The following is a 15,203-nucleotide window of genomic DNA, read 5'->3' as shown; positions in this document are numbered from 1 at the left end:
GATCGAAAGTGATGGCGCGTGGGTTCGCGAGTTTGACGGCCCCAAGGTGGTTGTCTGCTATGCCAACGGTTGTGTTTCTCCTATCAGTGGATCGAAGCGCGCGACGCCCGCCTCGTCAAGCCAATACGGTGCGGCTACAACTCGAAGCCAATCCAGTCTGTCGGTTCTGGACAACGATCCCCACTTCGGATGTGTCACAAGATATTTCGAGATCTGTTCGTCGCGGCTCTTGACATGCGACAAGGCGTACCAGTCGCGCCAGCCCGTGGCTTTTCCGGCATACCCGGCGGCGTTCCAGCCGTCGACAATAGCCGCGAGCATAGATTCCAAGGCGCTCGCCATGACCGGGCTCCCCAGAAAGATCTCTGCCTCGCCGCTGCCGCTGAACTTGAACATCACCATCGCCCGGAACGCAGTCTCGATCTCCAAGAGTGAGTCAAATCGGACTGTTTCCATCGTCAGGCCACCTCCTCTGGCTGCGAGCATCTCGACCTGCGGATACAGAACGACAGCAGTCAATCACGCCAACCGAGCCCTAGGTCAATGCGCACTCGGGCGGGGCACGGAGTCGACGGGCAGGTTCCGCTCCACCCGGATCGTCATCAGGTCGCTGCAGGACCACTCCAGCGCTAGGAAAGCGACAAACCAATGGGAACAAGTCGCCGACATGTCCATGGGAAACCCATGGTTCACGCAAGTAGAAACCAACAAGGACGCCAACTATGGCCGAAACCTACAGTGCCGAGAAGTGCGGCCGATGAGGGACAACGCGGTCCTGGGCCGGGGTGTCGCGGCCGACTGCTACCCGGTCTTTCCGCTTACGGTTTCGCGAGAGGTGATCCGGTTCGTGCGACCGACCGCGCGGCCCACCGTGTTGCGTAGCGCGAGGCCTGGTCGGGTGCTGGGCACCATGAGTCTGGCGAGCAGGGCGACGCGTCGCTGCCGCGGTCGCACTTCGCGGCGCAGGCGCGACTCGTAGGCGGCGAAGGCGCGAGCGTGATCGCCGTGGTGGGCGGCGAGTTCGTCCGCGAGGGCATACGCTCCCGCCATCGCCATGCTGGACCCGTCGCCCAGTAGGGCGGTGGCCGCCGCCGCGTCCCCGAGCAGTACGACCCGTCCGCGGGACCACGAGGGCATCCGGACGGTCGTCAGGGGGTCGAAGAACGGGGCCGGGTGGTCGAGGTACGCCGCCACGAGTTCCGGTGCCCGCCACCGCACGTCGGCGTACGCGTCGGCCACGGCTTGCTTGTGGAGAGCGATGTTTTTGCGGTCGTGGGGCGCCGGCTGTGCGGCCCGGAAGGTGAAGATCGCGAGCGGCGTGGTGCGCGAGGGGTGGACGACCAGCATCCGGTTCGGCACGGTCAGCATCGTCAGGTCGCTCGGGTCGTCGATGGCGTCGGGTTCCAGCGGGACGGTCGCGCCGTATAGACCCAGGTCGCGCACGAACTGCCGCTCGGGCCCGAACACCAGACGCCGTACGGTGGAGTGCATCCCATCGGTACCGACCACCAAGTCGAAACGCCGTGGCGCGGACCGCCGAAAGGTGACGTCGACTCCGCCTTCGTCCTGATCGAGCCCGGTGACCGTGTCGTCGAACACGAACTCGGCATCGCCCCGCGCCGAGCGGTGGAGTACCTCGGACAGGTCGGCCCGGGTCACCTCGACCGTCGGCGACCCTGCCGAGGAGGAGGGAAGTCGCAGGACTCGTTTGCCGTCCGGGTCGAGCAGGGTCAGCGACCGATTGCGGGTGGCGAGCTCGCGCAGCTGCGGCAGGATGCCCATACGCTCGGCGACCGGTATCGCGGGCCCCTTCACGACGATCGCGCTGCCACCGGAGCGCAGCTGCCGGGCATGCTCGACGACGGTCGGCCGGTAGCCATTCCGGGCGAGCCAGTACGCGAGCGCGGGCCCGGCGATTCCGGCACCGACTATCAGCACCTGGGGCTTCTTCATGACAAGACCTCTCGGAGCGCCGACGACCACATTCCCGGCCGTCTAGGTACGATCAATTTCGTACTCGAGTAGAACATGCCACTAAGGTACGATGCAAGACGTACCTGAAGGAGGTGTCCGTGGCCGGAACGAACCTGGTCGGTCCAGCGGTCGATGCGCTCGAGCTGGGCGTGGTGCTGCGCGCTCTCGCGGACGAGCACCGTCGTTCGGTGATGACGAAGTTGGCCGCCGACCGCACCGACAGCGAGCGAGGCTGTAACTCGTTCGATCTCCCGATCTCGAAGCAGACCCAGACCCACCACTTCCGGGTCCTGCGCGAAGCAGGCCTCATCGACGAGATCGACTACGGCAACCGCAAGGGCATCTGCCTACGACGCACGGACGTGGAGAGCAGGTTTCCCGGACTGCTCGCACTCCTGGAAGCCGAACATCAGGACGGTACTGACCCTCGCTGAACAGCCAGTCGCCGAGATCCAGCCCAGCCGTCCTCCACCGGCTCTGGCCCGACGAGTTCCGCCCAGCTGCGCCCGATGCGACCACTCACTCGAATACATGAACCCGATCAGCCCGGGCCGCCGGTGACAAATAACGTGCTTCGGCACGCCACCCCGGATCCCCGTCCTTGACGAAACCGATCCAGCTGCGGCGCATCTCATCGACCAGCCGCTGTGGACGCTCACCTCGCAGCATCGGCGCGTCCCGCCAGGCTTCCGCATTGCCGAGCAAGAACGGCAGCTCGAGGCAGTGGCACGCCCCGAATGGGCTGCCATCCGGCTGCCAGTCGAACCGATACAGCCACGGCGCGACACCGCGCTCGCTGAGCTCCGCCCCGAGCCGCCGGGTCGGTCCGCCGAACCCCTGCTCGGTGGCCTGCTCCATGGCGTTCCAGTCGTCGGAGAAGAACGCCGCCGCCTCATCCCTGGTCGTACCCAGCAGAATCGGCATGGTGCTGCGCCGGCCCACCGTGCCCGCCAGGTCGGCGGCGACCAGCGTCCCGTCACCCGTGAACTGGAACGGTGGGATGATCCCGGACTGCGCTCGACTCGCGACCGCGGACTGCGCGGCCAGCAGCTCGGCAACCGGTACCGCCGCGAGCTGTTCGGCTTGGATGCCCAACTCCTGCAACAACTTTCCCCCGGTCTGCGCCGCATCTTCCGGAGTGTCAGGCACCATGCCGAGCGGCGTGCTCTGCAGAATGGCCTGCTGGAACAGCCCGCTCCCCTGCTCACCCGACAGCATCGCCACCAGCGATATCGCACCCGCCGACTGGCCGGCGGCCGTCACCCGGCCGGGGTCACCACCGAACGCCGCGATGTTCTCGCGCACCCAGGTGAACGCGGCGATCTGATCGAGCAGCCCCAAGTTCCCGTCGCTCACGCCGGGCAGCCGCAGGTACCCGAACACGCCGAGGCGATAGTTCACGGTCACCACCACCACGTCCCCCAGCGCCGCGAACTCCGCCCCGTCGTACCACCCGAGACTGCCTGCGCCACTGGAGAATCCACCGCCGTGCAGAAACACCAGCACCGGATGCCCGTCCCCCGGCGGCGCCCACACATTCAGCGACAGACAATCCTCCCCCTGCGGAATCTCGAAGTCCCCCATCACCCGCGCCAGCCGGGACGCCAATTGCGGTGCCGCCGGACCGAATTCGGTCGCCTCCCGAACGCCGGTCCACGCCGGAACCGGCTCCGGCTTACCGAACCGCGCGGCCCGCGCGTACGGAATACCCCGATAGGCCGTCACCGCCCCCTCGACAACACCACGCACCTTCCCCACACCGGTCTCGACTACGGCCGACTGCTCAATCTCACTGGTCATGCGTCCGAGTCTGCCCCGCCCCGGCCCACCGAGCCACCAACCACACAAAAAGGCCACGCCCCCAGCGGAAGCGCGGCCTTTCGTACTGAAACTAACCAACCACACGAGAAAGCCGCGCCCCCAATGGAAGCGCGGCCCCTCGTACTGAAACCTACAGGTACTGACCCGTGCTGGACTCGGTGTCGATCGCCCTGCTCGCACTGGCGTTCTTGCCGGTGACCAGCGTGCGGATGTAGACGATCCGCTCGCCCTTCTTGCCCGAGATGCGGGCCCAGTCATCTGGATTCGTCGTGTTGGGCAGGTCCTCGTTCTCGGAGAACTCGTCCTGGATCGAATCGTAGAGATGCTGCAGCCGCAGGCCGGGGTTGCCGGTGTCGAGGACGGACTTGATGGCGTACTTCTTGGAGCGGTCCACGATGTTCTGGATCATGGCGCCGGAGTTGAAGTCCTTGAAGTACAGGACTTCCTTGTCACCGTTGGCGTAGGTGACCTCCAGGAAGCGGTTGTCCTCACTTTCGGCGTACATCCGGTCGACGACCCGCTCGATCATCGCCTGGACGCACAGCAGCTTGTCGCCGCCGAACTCGGCGAGGTCGTCGGCGTGCAGGGGCAGCGTCTCCGTGAGGTACTTGGAGAAGATGTCCTGTGCCGATTCCGCATCCGGCCGCTCGATCTTGATCTTCACGTCCAGGCGGCCGGGCCGCAGGATCGCGGGGTCGATCATGTCCTCGCGGTTGGAGGCACCGATCACGATGACGTTCTCGAGGCCCTCGACGCCGTCGATCTCCGACAGCAGCTGCGGCACGACCGTGGTCTCCACATCGGAGGACACGCCCGAACCACGGGTGCGGAAGATGGAATCCATCTCGTCGAAGAACACGATCACCGGCGTACCTTCGGACGCCTTCTCGCGAGCCCGCTGGAAGATGATCCGAATGTGACGCTCGGTCTCGCCGACGAACTTGTTGAGCAGTTCGGGGCCCTTGATGTTCAGGAAGAACGACTTGGCTTCCTTGGCATCCTCACCGCGCGCCTCGGCGATCTTCTTGGCCAGCGAGTTGGCCACCGCCTTGGCGATGAGCGTCTTACCGCACCCGGGCGGACCGTAGAGCAGCACACCCTTGGGCGGGCGCAGCGCGTACTCGCGGAACAGGTCCTTGTGCAGGAAGGGCAGCTCCACCGCGTCCCGGATCTGCTCGATCTGCCGACCGAGACCGCCGATGTCGGTGTAGTCGACGTCCGGAACCTCTTCCAGCACAAGGTCTTCGACCTCGGCCTTGGGAATGCGCTCGAACGCGAACCCGGCCTTGGTGTCCACCAGCAGCGAATCACCTGGGCGCAGTTTACGAATCGGGGAGTCCGGGTCGTCCATGTCGTCGTACTCGGCGACCTTGGCCAGCGGACCCGCCAGCCAGACCACGCGTTCCTCGTCGGCATGACCGACGACGAGGGCACGACGGCCGTCATCGAGGATCTCCCGCAGGGTGCCGATCTCGCCGATCGCGTCGAACACTCCGGCCTCGACGACCGTGAGTGCCTCGTTGAGCCGGACGGTCTGACCGTATTCGAGGGTCGAGGTCTCGATGTTCGGTGAACACGTCAATCTCATCTTGCGACCCGAAGTGAACACGTCGACGGTCTGATCGTCGTACACGCCGATCAGGATCCCGTATCCGCTCGGCGGCTGACCGAGCCGATCGACTTCCTCACGCAAGGCGACGAGCTGCTGGCGCGCTTCCTTGAGTGTGTCCATCAGCTTGGTGTTGCGAATCGTCAGCGAATCGATGCGGGCTTCCAATTCCCGTGCACGATCCGGCGAATCGGCGAGTTGCCTGCGGAGTGCAGCCGCTTCGGCGCGTACCGCCTCGAGCTCTCTCCAGGCCGCCGAATCCGAATTCTCGATGGGGCTCATGTGCTGCTCCTCCCAGTCCCGGTCTATCAACGCTACCGGGCGCGAACCGTTCTCGCTTTCCGACATGGTTTCGTCGTGATCACATCTGGGCTGCGATCGACCGCCGGATGACCATGTTAGCCTGCCCTAACCCGCACTCGGTGAGCCCGCTCGCCGACCGAGCCGAAAGGTTGCTGAAGATGCTCCTTCCCGCCAGAACCCTCCGTGTTTCTCTTGCTACCGCTGCCGCCGCCCTCGCCGTTACCGCCGGGCTGGTCGGCTGTAGCTCTGATGACAACAAATCGGATGCCAAAGTCTCTTCCTCCAGCACAGCGGCCTCGACCAGCGCCGCGCCGACCGCCACCGCGGGCGCGCCGACCCCGGAGACGCTGCAGGCGGTGCTGGTCACATTGTCCGATCCGGCGGTACCCACGGCGGACAAGGCCAAGCTGATCGTCGATGGCGAAAAGCGCACGGCGAACATCGATCAGATGAACAAGGGGCTGACGGGTTACGCGCTGACCTACACAGTGGCGGATGTCACAACACAAGGCAACACCGCGACCGCACAGGTGACCATCAACTCCCCACACGGCGCCGCCCCCGCAGTGCCCATCAGCTGGGAGAACGTCAACGGCACCTGGAAACTGTCCGACGTCAGCGGCTGCCTCCTCCTCGGCTTCGCGCAAGCCCCCTGCGTCCCCGCCTGACCACCGAAGGCGACCTTCCGCCCGTCCAGCCTGCTGAAGGGCGCCTTCGGTCGGTGCGCTCGGCTGGCGGGATGCCGAGCGAAGGGGGCCTTCGGTCGGGCTGACGGGCTGACGGGCGCCTTCGGTGGGTTTGCTTGTCAGCCCTTCGAAGGCCTGCGCTGCGGCTTGGGGGTCACCGTGCCCTCGGCGAGCCTGCGTGCGCTCACCAGGAACGCCGTGTGGCCCTGCATGCGATGTTCGGGGCGCACCGCGAGGCCGACCACGTGCCAGCCGCGCACGATCGATTCCCAGGAGCGCGGTTCGGTCCAGCACTCCTGTTCGCGCAGCGCCTCCACCACCTTGGACAGCTGGGTGACGGTTGCCACGTAGATGATCAGCACGCCGCCGGGGACCAGCGCCTTGGCCACTGCGGGTAGCGCGTCCCACGGCGCGAGCATGTCCAGCACGGCGCGATCGACCGGTTCGCCCTCGTAATCGGCTACGTCCCCGACGGTAAGCGACCAGTTAGCCGGACGTTCGCCATAGAAGGTTTCGACGTTGCGGATCGCGTGATCGGCGTGATCCTGGCGGATTTCGTACGAGACCACCTCGCCCTGCGGCCCGACGGCACGCAACAGCGAACATGTCAGCGCGCCGGAGCCCGCGCCGGCCTCCAGCACCCGCGCGCCGGGGAACATGTCGCCCTCGTGCACGATCTGCGCGGCGTCTTTCGGGTAGATCACGGCGGCGCCGCGCGGCATCGACAGCACATAGTCGACCAGCAACGGGCGCAAGGCCAGATACGGGGTGCCGTTGGTGGAGTTCACCACGGTGCCCTCGTCGGCACCGATCAAGCTGTCGTGCTTGATCCCGCCCCGATGGGTGTGGAACTCCTTGCCCTCCTCCAAGACCACCGTGTACAGGCGACCTTTGGCATCGGTCAGCTGTACCCGGTCACCGAGGGTGAATGGCCCGGTCCGTCTGGCCGTCATGAATCTCCGTTCGCTGGCAGAGCAGTGCTCTGAATAGTCGAACACCGGCGTGTCGGTGCCGCCGGATAGCCTGCCAGGTATGAGCTCGCCCGTGTCCACGCCCCCTACCGACGGCGCGCAAGCGTCCGATGCCGGTGCGGCGGCGAGTCGGTCGCGCCCGGCGCTGTCGCCTTCGCGGGCAATGGATTTCAAGCAGTGCCCGCTGAAGTACCGGCTCCGGGCCATCGATCGGATCCCCGAGCCGCCGAATCGCAACGCGCTGCGCGGCACGGTGGTGCACGCGGTGCTGGAGGACCTGTACGGGCTGCCCGCGGTGCAGCGGGAGCCGCAGCGGGCAGCGGGGCTGATCGTGCCGGCCTGGGCTCGGGTGGCGGCCGAGTGGCCCGAGGTGACCGAGCTGATCACCGAGGCCGAGCTGGACGGTTTCCTCGGCGAGGTGGGCGCGCTGGTGCAGGCGTACTACCGGCTGGAGGATCCGACAGGCTTCGATCCGGAGTCGCGCGAGGCGCGAGTGGAGGTGGAGCTCGACGACGGAGTTCTGTTGCGCGGCTTCGTCGATCGGATCGATGTGGCGCCGACCGGACAGTTACGGGTGGTCGATTACAAGACCGGCCGCGCCCCCGGACCCACCCAGGAGACCCGGGCGCTGTTCCAGCTGAAGTTCTACGCGCTGGTGGTGCTGCGCACCCGTGGCATCGTGCCGACCCAGCTGCGGCTGATCTACCTGGCCGACGAGCAGATACTCACCTATGCCCCCGACGAGGAGGAGCTGGTCCGCTTCGAACGCACGCTGTCCGCGCTGTGGGCGGCCATCCTGGAGGCGGGTCGCACCGGCGACTTCCAGCCGAACACCAGTTGGCTCTGCTCCTATTGCGACTACAAACCGCTCTGCCCCGAATTCGGTGGCACGCCACCGCCTTACCCGGGCTGGCCGGTCGGCGGGACCGGCGAGTCGCCGGACGAGACCCTGGCGGACGCGGTCGGGGACTGATCGAGCCCTATCGACCGGTTCCCAGGATGAAATCCAGTGACGTGCCATGGGATCCGATGATCGCCACCGCGGCGATCAGCACCACAACCCCCACCACGTCACCGGCCACGATCAGTACGTTCCGAATGCGCAGCCATCGGCTGACCTGTTCGGCCTCCGTCGTCATCGACGTCCTTCCCTGCGTCCGTCCGGGGGCCCGTAGCGGCGCCCCGACGTTCTCCGTGTGTATATCGCCCGACACATCGCACAGTGTCACCGACACACCATGAAGTTTTCGTGAAGACTCGCGGAATACACCGCCGAGCCCCACCGCCGCGCACAATTCCTCGTGCTGCGCACGGAGTCGCCAACAATTTCGTGCGCAGCAGACTACAACGCGCGCGGCGGCAATGTGAGCACTGCGCTCAGAGGGTGAAGTTGTGGAACAGCAGGATGGAAAGGCCCAGTCCGACAGCGAGGTTGACCACCACCGCCGAACCGAAGACGACGATCGGCCGCCATCCGGCTTCACGCAGGCCGCGCAGCGAGAACTCCAGCCCGATGGAGACGAACGCGAAGATCAGGAACCAGGTGCGCAGGTCATTGATGATGAGAATGTGCGCGGCGCCGGACTTCTTGTCGGCGGACTGCAGGTAGAGCGTGCCGATCACCGAGGCGGCGACGAAGCCGAGCACGAACTTCGGGAACCGCTCCCAGAACTGCCGCGCCGAGGGCCGAACCGCACCCGCGCCGCGTTCCACCTTCAGGGTGAAGTACGCCGTCAACGCGATCGCGACGATGCCGATCAGCGCGTTCTGCGTGGTCTTCACGATGGTGGCGATCTGCAGCGCCTTCTCCCCCGCGATGGCGCCCGAGGCCGCGACCGCCGCCGTGGTATCGATATTGCCGCCGATCCAAGCGCCGGCGACCGCGTCGGACAGCCCGAAAACGTCGGCGAGCCAGGGCAGTACGAAGATCGACGGCAGCGCGAAGATGATCACCAGCGAGGCCGCGTAGGCGATCTGCTCGCGCTTGGCCTGCACCGCGCCTGCCGCCGCGATGGCCGCGCTGACGCCGCAGATGGACACCGCCGAGGACAGCAGCGCGCGCAGCTTGTCGTCGAGCCCGAGCCGCCCGCCCAGCCACCAGGTGAACCCGAACACCGCGGTGATCAGCAGCAGCGCCTGCAGGATCGACGGACCCGCCGCGGTCACCAGGATCTTCAGATTGATCGAGGCGCCGAGCAGTACCACGCCGGTCTTGATGAAGAACTCGGTGCGGAACCCGGCCGAAAGCCGGTCGCGCAGGGCGAGTTTGGACAGGATGACGTTGCCGACGAGGCCGATCGCGATGGCGTACACCGGGAATTCGATCGACTTGGCCACCCGCTTGAACGGCGTGTCCGCCGCCCACTGCGGGACGTGGGTGTCGAAGAAACGGGTCAGCGCGCCGAGCGCGATGACGACCACGATTCCGGCCACGATCGCGCCCACCGTCGGCCGTGAGACCGCCTGCAGTGCCGCCGTTTCCGACTTGACCTGATCCGAAGTGTCGGCGTTCGTACCGGTTTCGGTGGCAACGCTGCCCTCCGGCGAATCACCTTCGTGCGCTTCGGTATCCGGCATCACGGCACCAGCGAATCCGGAATCGCGCCGACCAGGACCAGCGCGATCAGCGCCAGCCCGGCGACCGCCGCCAGCCAGTCCTCACTCCAGGCGAATGTGCTGCTCCCCGAACGTTGCTCGGGTGATGTCTGTGACACGGGTGTGCTCCTTGCGTTCCTCATCGAGAGGCCGCACGGTAGCAACACCCGGTCACCAGGCACACCTGTTGCGTTCAGCGTGAATTATTCACGCATATAAGACAAAACAGACGGCGATAATCCGCTCAGAAGGCGCGGCAGGAGCGGATGTCGAAGGCCAGGATGGCCTTGGCGCCGAGCTCGGCGAGCTGGTCCATCACCTCGTTGCCCTGCTTGCGCGGCACCATGGCGCGGATCGCCACCCAGCCGTCGTCGGCCAGCGGCGACACCGTCGGCGACTCCAGGCCCGGCGTGATCTTGACCGCCGCCTCGAGCAGCTCCTTCGGGCAGTCGTAGTCGAGCATGATGTATTGCTGACCGAACACGACACCCTGCACGCGCGCGATGAGCTGATTGCGCGCACGCTCCTGCTGATCGGAGCCGGTGCGTTCGATCAGCACGCCCTCCGAGTCGCACAGCGATTCACCGAACGCGACCAGGTTGTGCTGACGCAGCGTGCGGCCGGAGCCGACCACGTCCGCGATGGCGTCGGCGACGCCGAGCTGGATGGAGATCTCCACCGCGCCGTCGAGGCGGATCACCTCGGCCTGGATCCCGCGCCGTTGCAGATCGCTGAGCACCAGGTTCGGGTAGGAGGTGGCGATCCGCTTGTCGTAGAGGTCCTCGACCTGCCAGGCCTGCCCGGCCGGTGCGGCGTAGCGGAAGCTGGAGCGGCCGAAGCCGAGGCCGAGCCGTTCGCTGACCGGCGCACCGGAATCGAGCGCGAGGTCGCGGCCGGTGATGCCGAGGTCGAGTTCGCCGGACCCGACGTAGATGGCGATGTCCTTGGGCCGCAGGAAGAAGAATTCCACCTGGTTGGCCGGGTCGAGCACGGTCAGATCGCGCGAATCGGTGCGCCTGCGGTAACCGGCCTCGACCAGGATGGCGGTGGCGGCTTCGGACAGGGCGCCTTTATTGGGGACTGCGACGCGCAGCATGGGATGGGGTCCTTTCGGGAACAGAAACTACGGAGTAAGACGCGGCCATCACAGATGTCGGTACACGTCTTCGAGCTTCAATCCACGACCCACCATCAGCACCTGCACCCAGTAGAGCAGCTGCGAGATCTCCTCGGCGAGCGACTCGTCGCTCTCGTGCTCGGCGGCCAGCCAGACCTCGCCTGCCTCCTCGAGCACCTTCTTACCCTGGCTATGCACGCCCGCGTCCAGCGCGGCAACGGTTCCGGACCCCTCGGGGCGGGTAACCGCACGATCCTGCAGCTCGGCGAACAGGGTTTCGAAGTTCTTCACGATGAGCCATTGTTTCAGACCGGTGTGCGGGACCGTTGCTCCGGCCCGTGCCAGCCCGAACTCACCGCCGCCGCGACGCACTGGCGACCGGGAAACGGGCGGGCATGATGGTTCCATGCCCTTTCGCACCGCGCTGACCGAACTGTTCGCTCTGCGTCATCCCATCGTGTCGGCCCCCATGGGCGGCGTGGCAGGCGGAGCGTTGGCGGCCGCCGTATCGAATGCCGGCGGGCTCGGCCTGGTCGGCAGCGGGGATCGAGACTGGCTGACCCGCGAGCTGTCGATTGTCGCGGGCACCGTGCGTTCGGCCTGGGGCGTCGGATTCCTGAGCTGGGCGGTCGACCTCGACACGGTCCGATGGGTGCTCGATGAGTACCGACCGCGCGCGGTGATGCTGTCGTTCGGCGATCCCGCACCGTTCGTGGAGGCGGTGCGTGCCGCAGGCGCGGCGCTCATGGTCCAGGTCACCGACCACGAGGAGGCACGCCGCGCGGTCGAGGTCGGCGCGGACGTCATCGTCGCGCAGGGCGGCGAGGCAGGCGGGCACGGTGCGGGGCGTTCCACGATGACGATGGTTCCCACTGTCGCCGATCTCGCGCATCCGACGCCGGTGCTCGCCGCGGGCGGTATCGCGGACGGCCGCGGGCTGGCGGCCGCGTTGGCGCTCGGCGCTGCGGGGGTCATGGTCGGCACCCGGTTCGAGGCGACGCACGAAGCGGTGCTCAGGCCCGAGCAGGCCAAGGCGATAGTGGCCGCCCGCGGCGACGACACCTCCCGCAACCGGGTGTTCGATATCGCGCGCCGATCACCGTGGCCGACGAAGTACACCGCGCGCATGCTGCGCAACGAGTTCTTCGATGACTGGCACAACCGTGAGGACGAGCTGCGCGCGGACACCGCCGCACAGGATCGCTACCTCGACACCGTGGCCGATGACGAGGCGGCAGCCCCCGTCTGGGCAGGCGAGGCCGTCGATCTCATCAGCACGATCGACTACGCCGCCGAGGTCTTGAGCAAGATCGCCGAGGAGGCCGAGGTCGCGCTCGGACGCGCGACGCGCCGACAGATCGACAACGGCTGACCCGACCGAGTCGAGTCCGGAAAACGCTTCCGTCGCCCAGCGAATGCCGAGGCGACGGAAGCGTTTTCGACTGGTCAGCGCTCGCTGAGCAGCGCCTCCAGATCGGCCACCGCGGTGCGCAGGTGGTCGGCGAAGGCGTGCATCTGATCTGCGACCGTGGTCGGCGTGGCCAGGTACAGATTCCAGCGGTCCGGCAGCAGGACGTAGGCGACGCCGATGCAGCGGGGGCTGGTGGAGCCGAAACCGAAGTAGCTGATGTTGACCGACGGTGCCGAGCTGGTGCTCAGGTAGTCGTCGCGCATGATCACCCAGCCGGGGCTGTCGTAGAGCGGAATCGGCTCGGTGACACCGAGTTCCGCGCCGCGACGGCGTTGGATCCACTGCAGTTCCCACAGGTGCTGCTCGGGCGCGGCAGCCGCCTGGCATTCCTTGGCGCGCGCGACATGCGCGGCGGCCGCGGTGCGTGCGGCGGCGAGCTTGCCCGCCTGATCGACCGCCGGGTCCTGCACGGCATCCACGAACGCCACCATCTCCGGCGTGATCACCCGCATGGCCTCGGTGCGGCCGTTGCGGTACTGCCGGGTGGCGATGGATTCGTAAGTGGCGCCGGTGATTCCCTTGCTGCGCCGATGCGCCAGCTGATAACTCAACTGCGCGAAGGCATCCGGGGAAATGCCGAGCTGCTTGGCGCGGGTGGTGCCGAAGTCGGCGAAAGAGACTGTCTGCGTGGCATTTTCGGCGGCGTACTGGGCGAACGCGGCACCGGCGGCGGCAATGTCGTTGCGCTGCGCCGCATCCAGCACGAACTCGATCGGCTCGACGGCGGGCAACCCCTGCGCCCGCGCGCCGGAACGCTCGGCGTGCTCCTGCGCAGGCGCCTCCAGCATCGCGTCCACGAAGGACAGGATGGTGGTGCCGTCCAGTCCGCAATGCTCGACATTGATGCCGGCCTGGCCGTCGCCGAAGACGATGAACGACACCGCCTTGTCGAACCACCGGTTCGCGCTGTCCCCGTGCAACAGTTGGTCACAGGCGTGCAGCTCGTCGCGCGGGGCGAAGTCTTCCAGACAAACGCAGAACAGCGCGGTCTCGATGGTGTCCAGCGCCGCGGCGTTGACCGGCTCGGCGAGCAACTGCTGCCTGCTCGCCGCCCACTCGGCGCGCGCCTTGGTGGTGAGATGCCCTACCGCGGAATCGGTTCGGGTCGACCGCGCGCCGGCCTTGAGCACCTCGCGCAGCCCGTCGGCCAGATCGTCGAGCGAGTACGGCGCGCCGTCCGGGCCGAGCACGTCCATCCGGAACATGCTGCCGCGGAAGAAGACCACCACATGCTTGGCGTCCGACGGGCCGGGCCATTGCTCGCTGTAGGGCACCCGGACGCTGTCCTGCGTTTCGCCGGGAATCCGGGTCTCGGAGAACAGGTACTTGTTCTGCCACATCGACAACGCCTGCCCGCGCTGCAGCACCGGCGCAATCGCCTCGACATCGAGGGAACGCTTGTAATCCACTGCGGCCGAGATGATTCCGGCGGCCCGATCCACCTGGGTGGCGGCGGTCGAGGCGGCCAGCGTGGTGTCGTCGCGGAAGAGGAAGAAGAAGTTGGCGTTCAACGCGATCCGATCGCGCCTGCCCAGGTAGCGCGACGGCCAGAACAGGTCCAGCCAGCTGCCGACGCCGGGGGTGGCGTCGTACTCGGCCAGTGCCGCGTGCAGGGTGCGGCCCGGGCCGTCCGCGCGCAGCAGGTCGTCGACCGCCGCCTCGGTGGTGGCGAGCTCGTCGGCGGTCAGCAGCGGTGCGCACCATTGTAGGAATCGGGCGCAGCTGTCCTCCAGCGTCGGCAGGGGTACCCGGGGCAGGGTGTCGTCGGCGGCGAAGGTGCGTTCGGTCAATGCTGGTCCTCGGTGTCGGCGTGGTGCTTCGGCAACGGTCGCGATAGGTACAGGCCGGCGTAGAGCCAGCCTTCGGTCTCTCGGTCGGTGGTGTCGATTCCCTTGGCGGACAGGGTGTTCAGCACCTGGGTCTGCTCGGCTTCGGAGGCGAACCGGCGCTGCTCGAACAGCCCGGGCGCCTGCTCGGTCCGGTAGCCGAGCGCGGCGAGTTCCGCGGCGATCGGTGCGAAGTCGAACATGCGCAGCACGAAGTGTGCCATCCATGGTCGCCGACGCGGATGCGCGGTGGCCACCCGGGCCAGGGTTTTCTCGGTGACGTACCCGATGCAGCCGGTGGAGATGATGATGTCGGCGGTGGCGAGCACCTCGCGCTGCTCATCGGTCGGTTCGCCGGACTCCAGGTCGGCGTGCACGGTGTCGTGCAGCAGACCCGTCTGCTGCGCGTAGGCGAGCGCGGGCGCGGAGGCGTCCATGCCGAGGAAGCGGACGTCGGCGAGACCGTCTCTGCCGCCGAGTATCTCGCGGTCACGGGCGATCAAGGCGGCCGAATCGCCGTCCGCGGTGCGGTAGTGCTCGGCGAGTTCCCGCATCGTGGTGTCGAAGCGCAGCAGTGCGGCGTTGACGCCGTAGGAGCAGCCGATGTCGAGCACGGTGGGCGTGCGCACGCGGGCCGAGGCGCGGTACTCCCGAATCTGCTGCTGGAAAACGGGTTTCGCCAGTTCCGGGATGCGATAGTCGAGGTCGGACATGCGGGCGTAGTAGTCGCGTGGATCGGGACGATCGTAGATGTCGTCGAAGGAGGCTTTCCCGGTCGTGTGTAACGGCACTGCCACAGTCGTTCCTCTCGGGTCGAGCGGTAACTCCCG

16 protein-coding genes are annotated in these 15,203 nt (G+C 67.0%); 4 read left to right on the top strand and 12 right to left on the bottom strand.

Annotation, left to right across the window (positions count from 1 at the left end):
• Positions 1–57 precede the first annotated feature (57 nt).
• Positions 58–519 carry a hypothetical protein gene (locus ABZ942_RS33780; RefSeq protein ID WP_357389265.1) on the bottom strand — a complete coding sequence of 154 codons (462 nt, stop codon included), beginning with the start codon at positions 517–519 and terminating at the stop codon, positions 58–60.
• 282 nt (positions 520–801) lie between these two features.
• Positions 802–1,953: an FAD-dependent monooxygenase gene (locus tag ABZ942_RS33775; protein ID WP_357389263.1), complete on the bottom strand. Its 1,152-nt coding sequence runs from the start codon at positions 1,951–1,953 to the stop codon at positions 802–804.
• A gap of 119 nt (positions 1,954–2,072) precedes the next feature.
• Between ABZ942_RS33775 and ABZ942_RS33770 the strand changes: the two genes are divergently transcribed.
• The gene (locus ABZ942_RS33770) at positions 2,073–2,408 is read left to right on the top strand and encodes a winged helix-turn-helix domain-containing protein (RefSeq protein WP_357389261.1); all 336 of its coding nucleotides are present in this window, start codon (positions 2,073–2,075) and stop codon (positions 2,406–2,408) included.
• Positions 2,409–2,493: 85 nt separating this feature from the next.
• Here the strand turns inward: ABZ942_RS33770 and ABZ942_RS33765 are convergent, their stop codons facing one another.
• Together ABZ942_RS33765 and arc are read right to left on the bottom strand one after the other, a co-directional pair.
• Positions 2,494–3,774 carry a carboxylesterase family protein gene (locus tag ABZ942_RS33765; RefSeq protein ID WP_357389259.1) on the bottom strand — a complete coding sequence of 427 codons (1,281 nt, stop codon included), beginning with the start codon at positions 3,772–3,774 and terminating at the stop codon, positions 2,494–2,496.
• Positions 3,775–3,925: 151 nt separating this feature from the next.
• The gene (gene arc / locus ABZ942_RS33760; protein ID WP_357389257.1) at positions 3,926–5,686 is read right to left on the bottom strand and encodes a proteasome ATPase; all 1,761 of its coding nucleotides are present in this window, start codon (positions 5,684–5,686) and stop codon (positions 3,926–3,928) included.
• A 179-nt stretch (positions 5,687–5,865) separates the two neighbouring features.
• Here arc and ABZ942_RS33755 point away from each other — a divergent pair, with 179 nt between their 5' ends.
• A complete protein-coding gene (locus tag ABZ942_RS33755; RefSeq protein ID WP_357389255.1) occupies positions 5,866–6,375 on the top strand; it encodes a hypothetical protein in 510 nt (169 codons plus the stop codon).
• Between the two features lie 137 nt (positions 6,376–6,512).
• Here the strand turns inward: ABZ942_RS33755 and ABZ942_RS33750 are convergent, their stop codons facing one another.
• Positions 6,513–7,346: a tRNA (adenine-N1)-methyltransferase gene (locus ABZ942_RS33750; RefSeq protein WP_357389253.1), complete on the bottom strand. Its 834-nt coding sequence runs from the start codon at positions 7,344–7,346 to the stop codon at positions 6,513–6,515.
• Between the two features lie 79 nt (positions 7,347–7,425).
• On the opposite strand from ABZ942_RS33750, the gene ABZ942_RS33745 reads away from it, so the two are divergent.
• Positions 7,426–8,337 (top strand): RecB family exonuclease, encoded by a 912-nt coding sequence (locus ABZ942_RS33745; RefSeq protein WP_357389251.1) that lies wholly within the window; start codon positions 7,426–7,428, stop codon positions 8,335–8,337.
• Between the two features lie 7 nt (positions 8,338–8,344).
• Here ABZ942_RS33745 and ABZ942_RS33740 read toward each other — a convergent pair whose 3' ends face one another.
• The 5 genes from ABZ942_RS33740 to ABZ942_RS33720 form a co-directional block, all read right to left on the bottom strand.
• Positions 8,345–8,503 carry a hypothetical protein gene (locus tag ABZ942_RS33740; RefSeq protein ID WP_357389249.1) on the bottom strand — a complete coding sequence of 53 codons (159 nt, stop codon included), beginning with the start codon at positions 8,501–8,503 and terminating at the stop codon, positions 8,345–8,347.
• 238 nt (positions 8,504–8,741) lie between these two features.
• Positions 8,742–9,941: a putative sulfate exporter family transporter gene (locus ABZ942_RS33735; RefSeq protein WP_357389247.1), complete on the bottom strand. Its 1,200-nt coding sequence runs from the start codon at positions 9,939–9,941 to the stop codon at positions 8,742–8,744.
• Complete coding sequence (locus tag ABZ942_RS33730) at positions 9,941–10,078, bottom strand: hypothetical protein (RefSeq protein WP_357389245.1); 138 nt, start codon at positions 10,076–10,078, stop codon at positions 9,941–9,943. Before ABZ942_RS33730 ends, ABZ942_RS33735 begins: the two co-directional genes overlap by 1 nt.
• Before the next feature lie 125 nt (positions 10,079–10,203).
• A complete protein-coding gene (hisG, locus tag ABZ942_RS33725; RefSeq protein ID WP_357389243.1) occupies positions 10,204–11,055 on the bottom strand; it encodes an ATP phosphoribosyltransferase in 852 nt (283 codons plus the stop codon).
• A gap of 48 nt (positions 11,056–11,103) precedes the next feature.
• Positions 11,104–11,385, bottom strand: coding sequence for a phosphoribosyl-ATP diphosphatase (locus tag ABZ942_RS33720; protein WP_174412539.1), 282 nt, complete (start codon positions 11,383–11,385; stop codon positions 11,104–11,106).
• Positions 11,386–11,482: 97 nt separating this feature from the next.
• On the opposite strand from ABZ942_RS33720, the gene ABZ942_RS33715 reads away from it, so the two are divergent.
• Positions 11,483–12,448: a nitronate monooxygenase gene (locus tag ABZ942_RS33715; protein ID WP_357389241.1), complete on the top strand. Its 966-nt coding sequence runs from the start codon at positions 11,483–11,485 to the stop codon at positions 12,446–12,448.
• Between the two features lie 74 nt (positions 12,449–12,522).
• On the opposite strand, the gene ABZ942_RS33710 is transcribed toward ABZ942_RS33715, so the two are convergent.
• Together ABZ942_RS33710 and ABZ942_RS33705 are read right to left on the bottom strand one after the other, a co-directional pair.
• Positions 12,523–14,337 carry a choline/carnitine O-acyltransferase gene (locus ABZ942_RS33710; RefSeq protein WP_357389239.1) on the bottom strand — a complete coding sequence of 605 codons (1,815 nt, stop codon included), beginning with the start codon at positions 14,335–14,337 and terminating at the stop codon, positions 12,523–12,525.
• On the bottom strand, positions 14,334–15,170 hold the full coding sequence (locus ABZ942_RS33705; RefSeq protein ID WP_357389237.1) for a class I SAM-dependent methyltransferase: 837 nt from the start codon (positions 15,168–15,170) through the stop codon (positions 14,334–14,336). Before ABZ942_RS33705 ends, ABZ942_RS33710 begins: the two co-directional genes overlap by 4 nt.
• Between the last annotated feature and the right edge of the window lie 33 nt (positions 15,171–15,203).

Origin of the sequence: Nocardia sp. NPDC046473, from assembly GCF_040645995.1 — a bacterium.
Lineage (GTDB): Bacteria > Actinomycetota > Actinomycetes > Mycobacteriales > Mycobacteriaceae > Nocardia.
The sequence above is the reverse complement of the archived record's forward strand: the minus strand, read 5'-3'. Positions and strand labels throughout refer to the sequence as shown.

Bases quoted from the DNA above. Each gene is read 5' to 3' on its own strand.
- ABZ942_RS33775 (WP_357389263.1), bottom strand. From the start codon at position 1,953: ATGAAGAAGCCCCAGGTGCTGATAGTCGGTGCCGGAATCGCCGGGCCC.
- ABZ942_RS33765 (WP_357389259.1), bottom strand. From the start codon at position 3,774: ATGACCAGTGAGATTGAGCAGTCGGCCGTAGTCGAGACCGGTGTGGGG.
- arc (WP_357389257.1), bottom strand. From the start codon at position 5,686: ATGAGCCCCATCGAGAATTCGGATTCGGCGGCCTGGAGAGAGCTCGAG.
- ABZ942_RS33755 (WP_357389255.1), top strand. From the start codon at position 5,866: ATGCTCCTTCCCGCCAGAACCCTCCGTGTTTCTCTTGCTACCGCTGCC.
- ABZ942_RS33750 (WP_357389253.1), bottom strand. From the start codon at position 7,346: ATGACGGCCAGACGGACCGGGCCATTCACCCTCGGTGACCGGGTACAG.
- ABZ942_RS33745 (WP_357389251.1), top strand. From the start codon at position 7,426: ATGAGCTCGCCCGTGTCCACGCCCCCTACCGACGGCGCGCAAGCGTCC.
- ABZ942_RS33740 (WP_357389249.1), bottom strand. From the start codon at position 8,503: ATGACGACGGAGGCCGAACAGGTCAGCCGATGGCTGCGCATTCGGAAC.
- ABZ942_RS33735 (WP_357389247.1), bottom strand. From the start codon at position 9,941: ATGCCGGATACCGAAGCGCACGAAGGTGATTCGCCGGAGGGCAGCGTT.
- hisG (WP_357389243.1), bottom strand. From the start codon at position 11,055: ATGCTGCGCGTCGCAGTCCCCAATAAAGGCGCCCTGTCCGAAGCCGCC.
- ABZ942_RS33715 (WP_357389241.1), top strand. From the start codon at position 11,483: ATGCCCTTTCGCACCGCGCTGACCGAACTGTTCGCTCTGCGTCATCCC.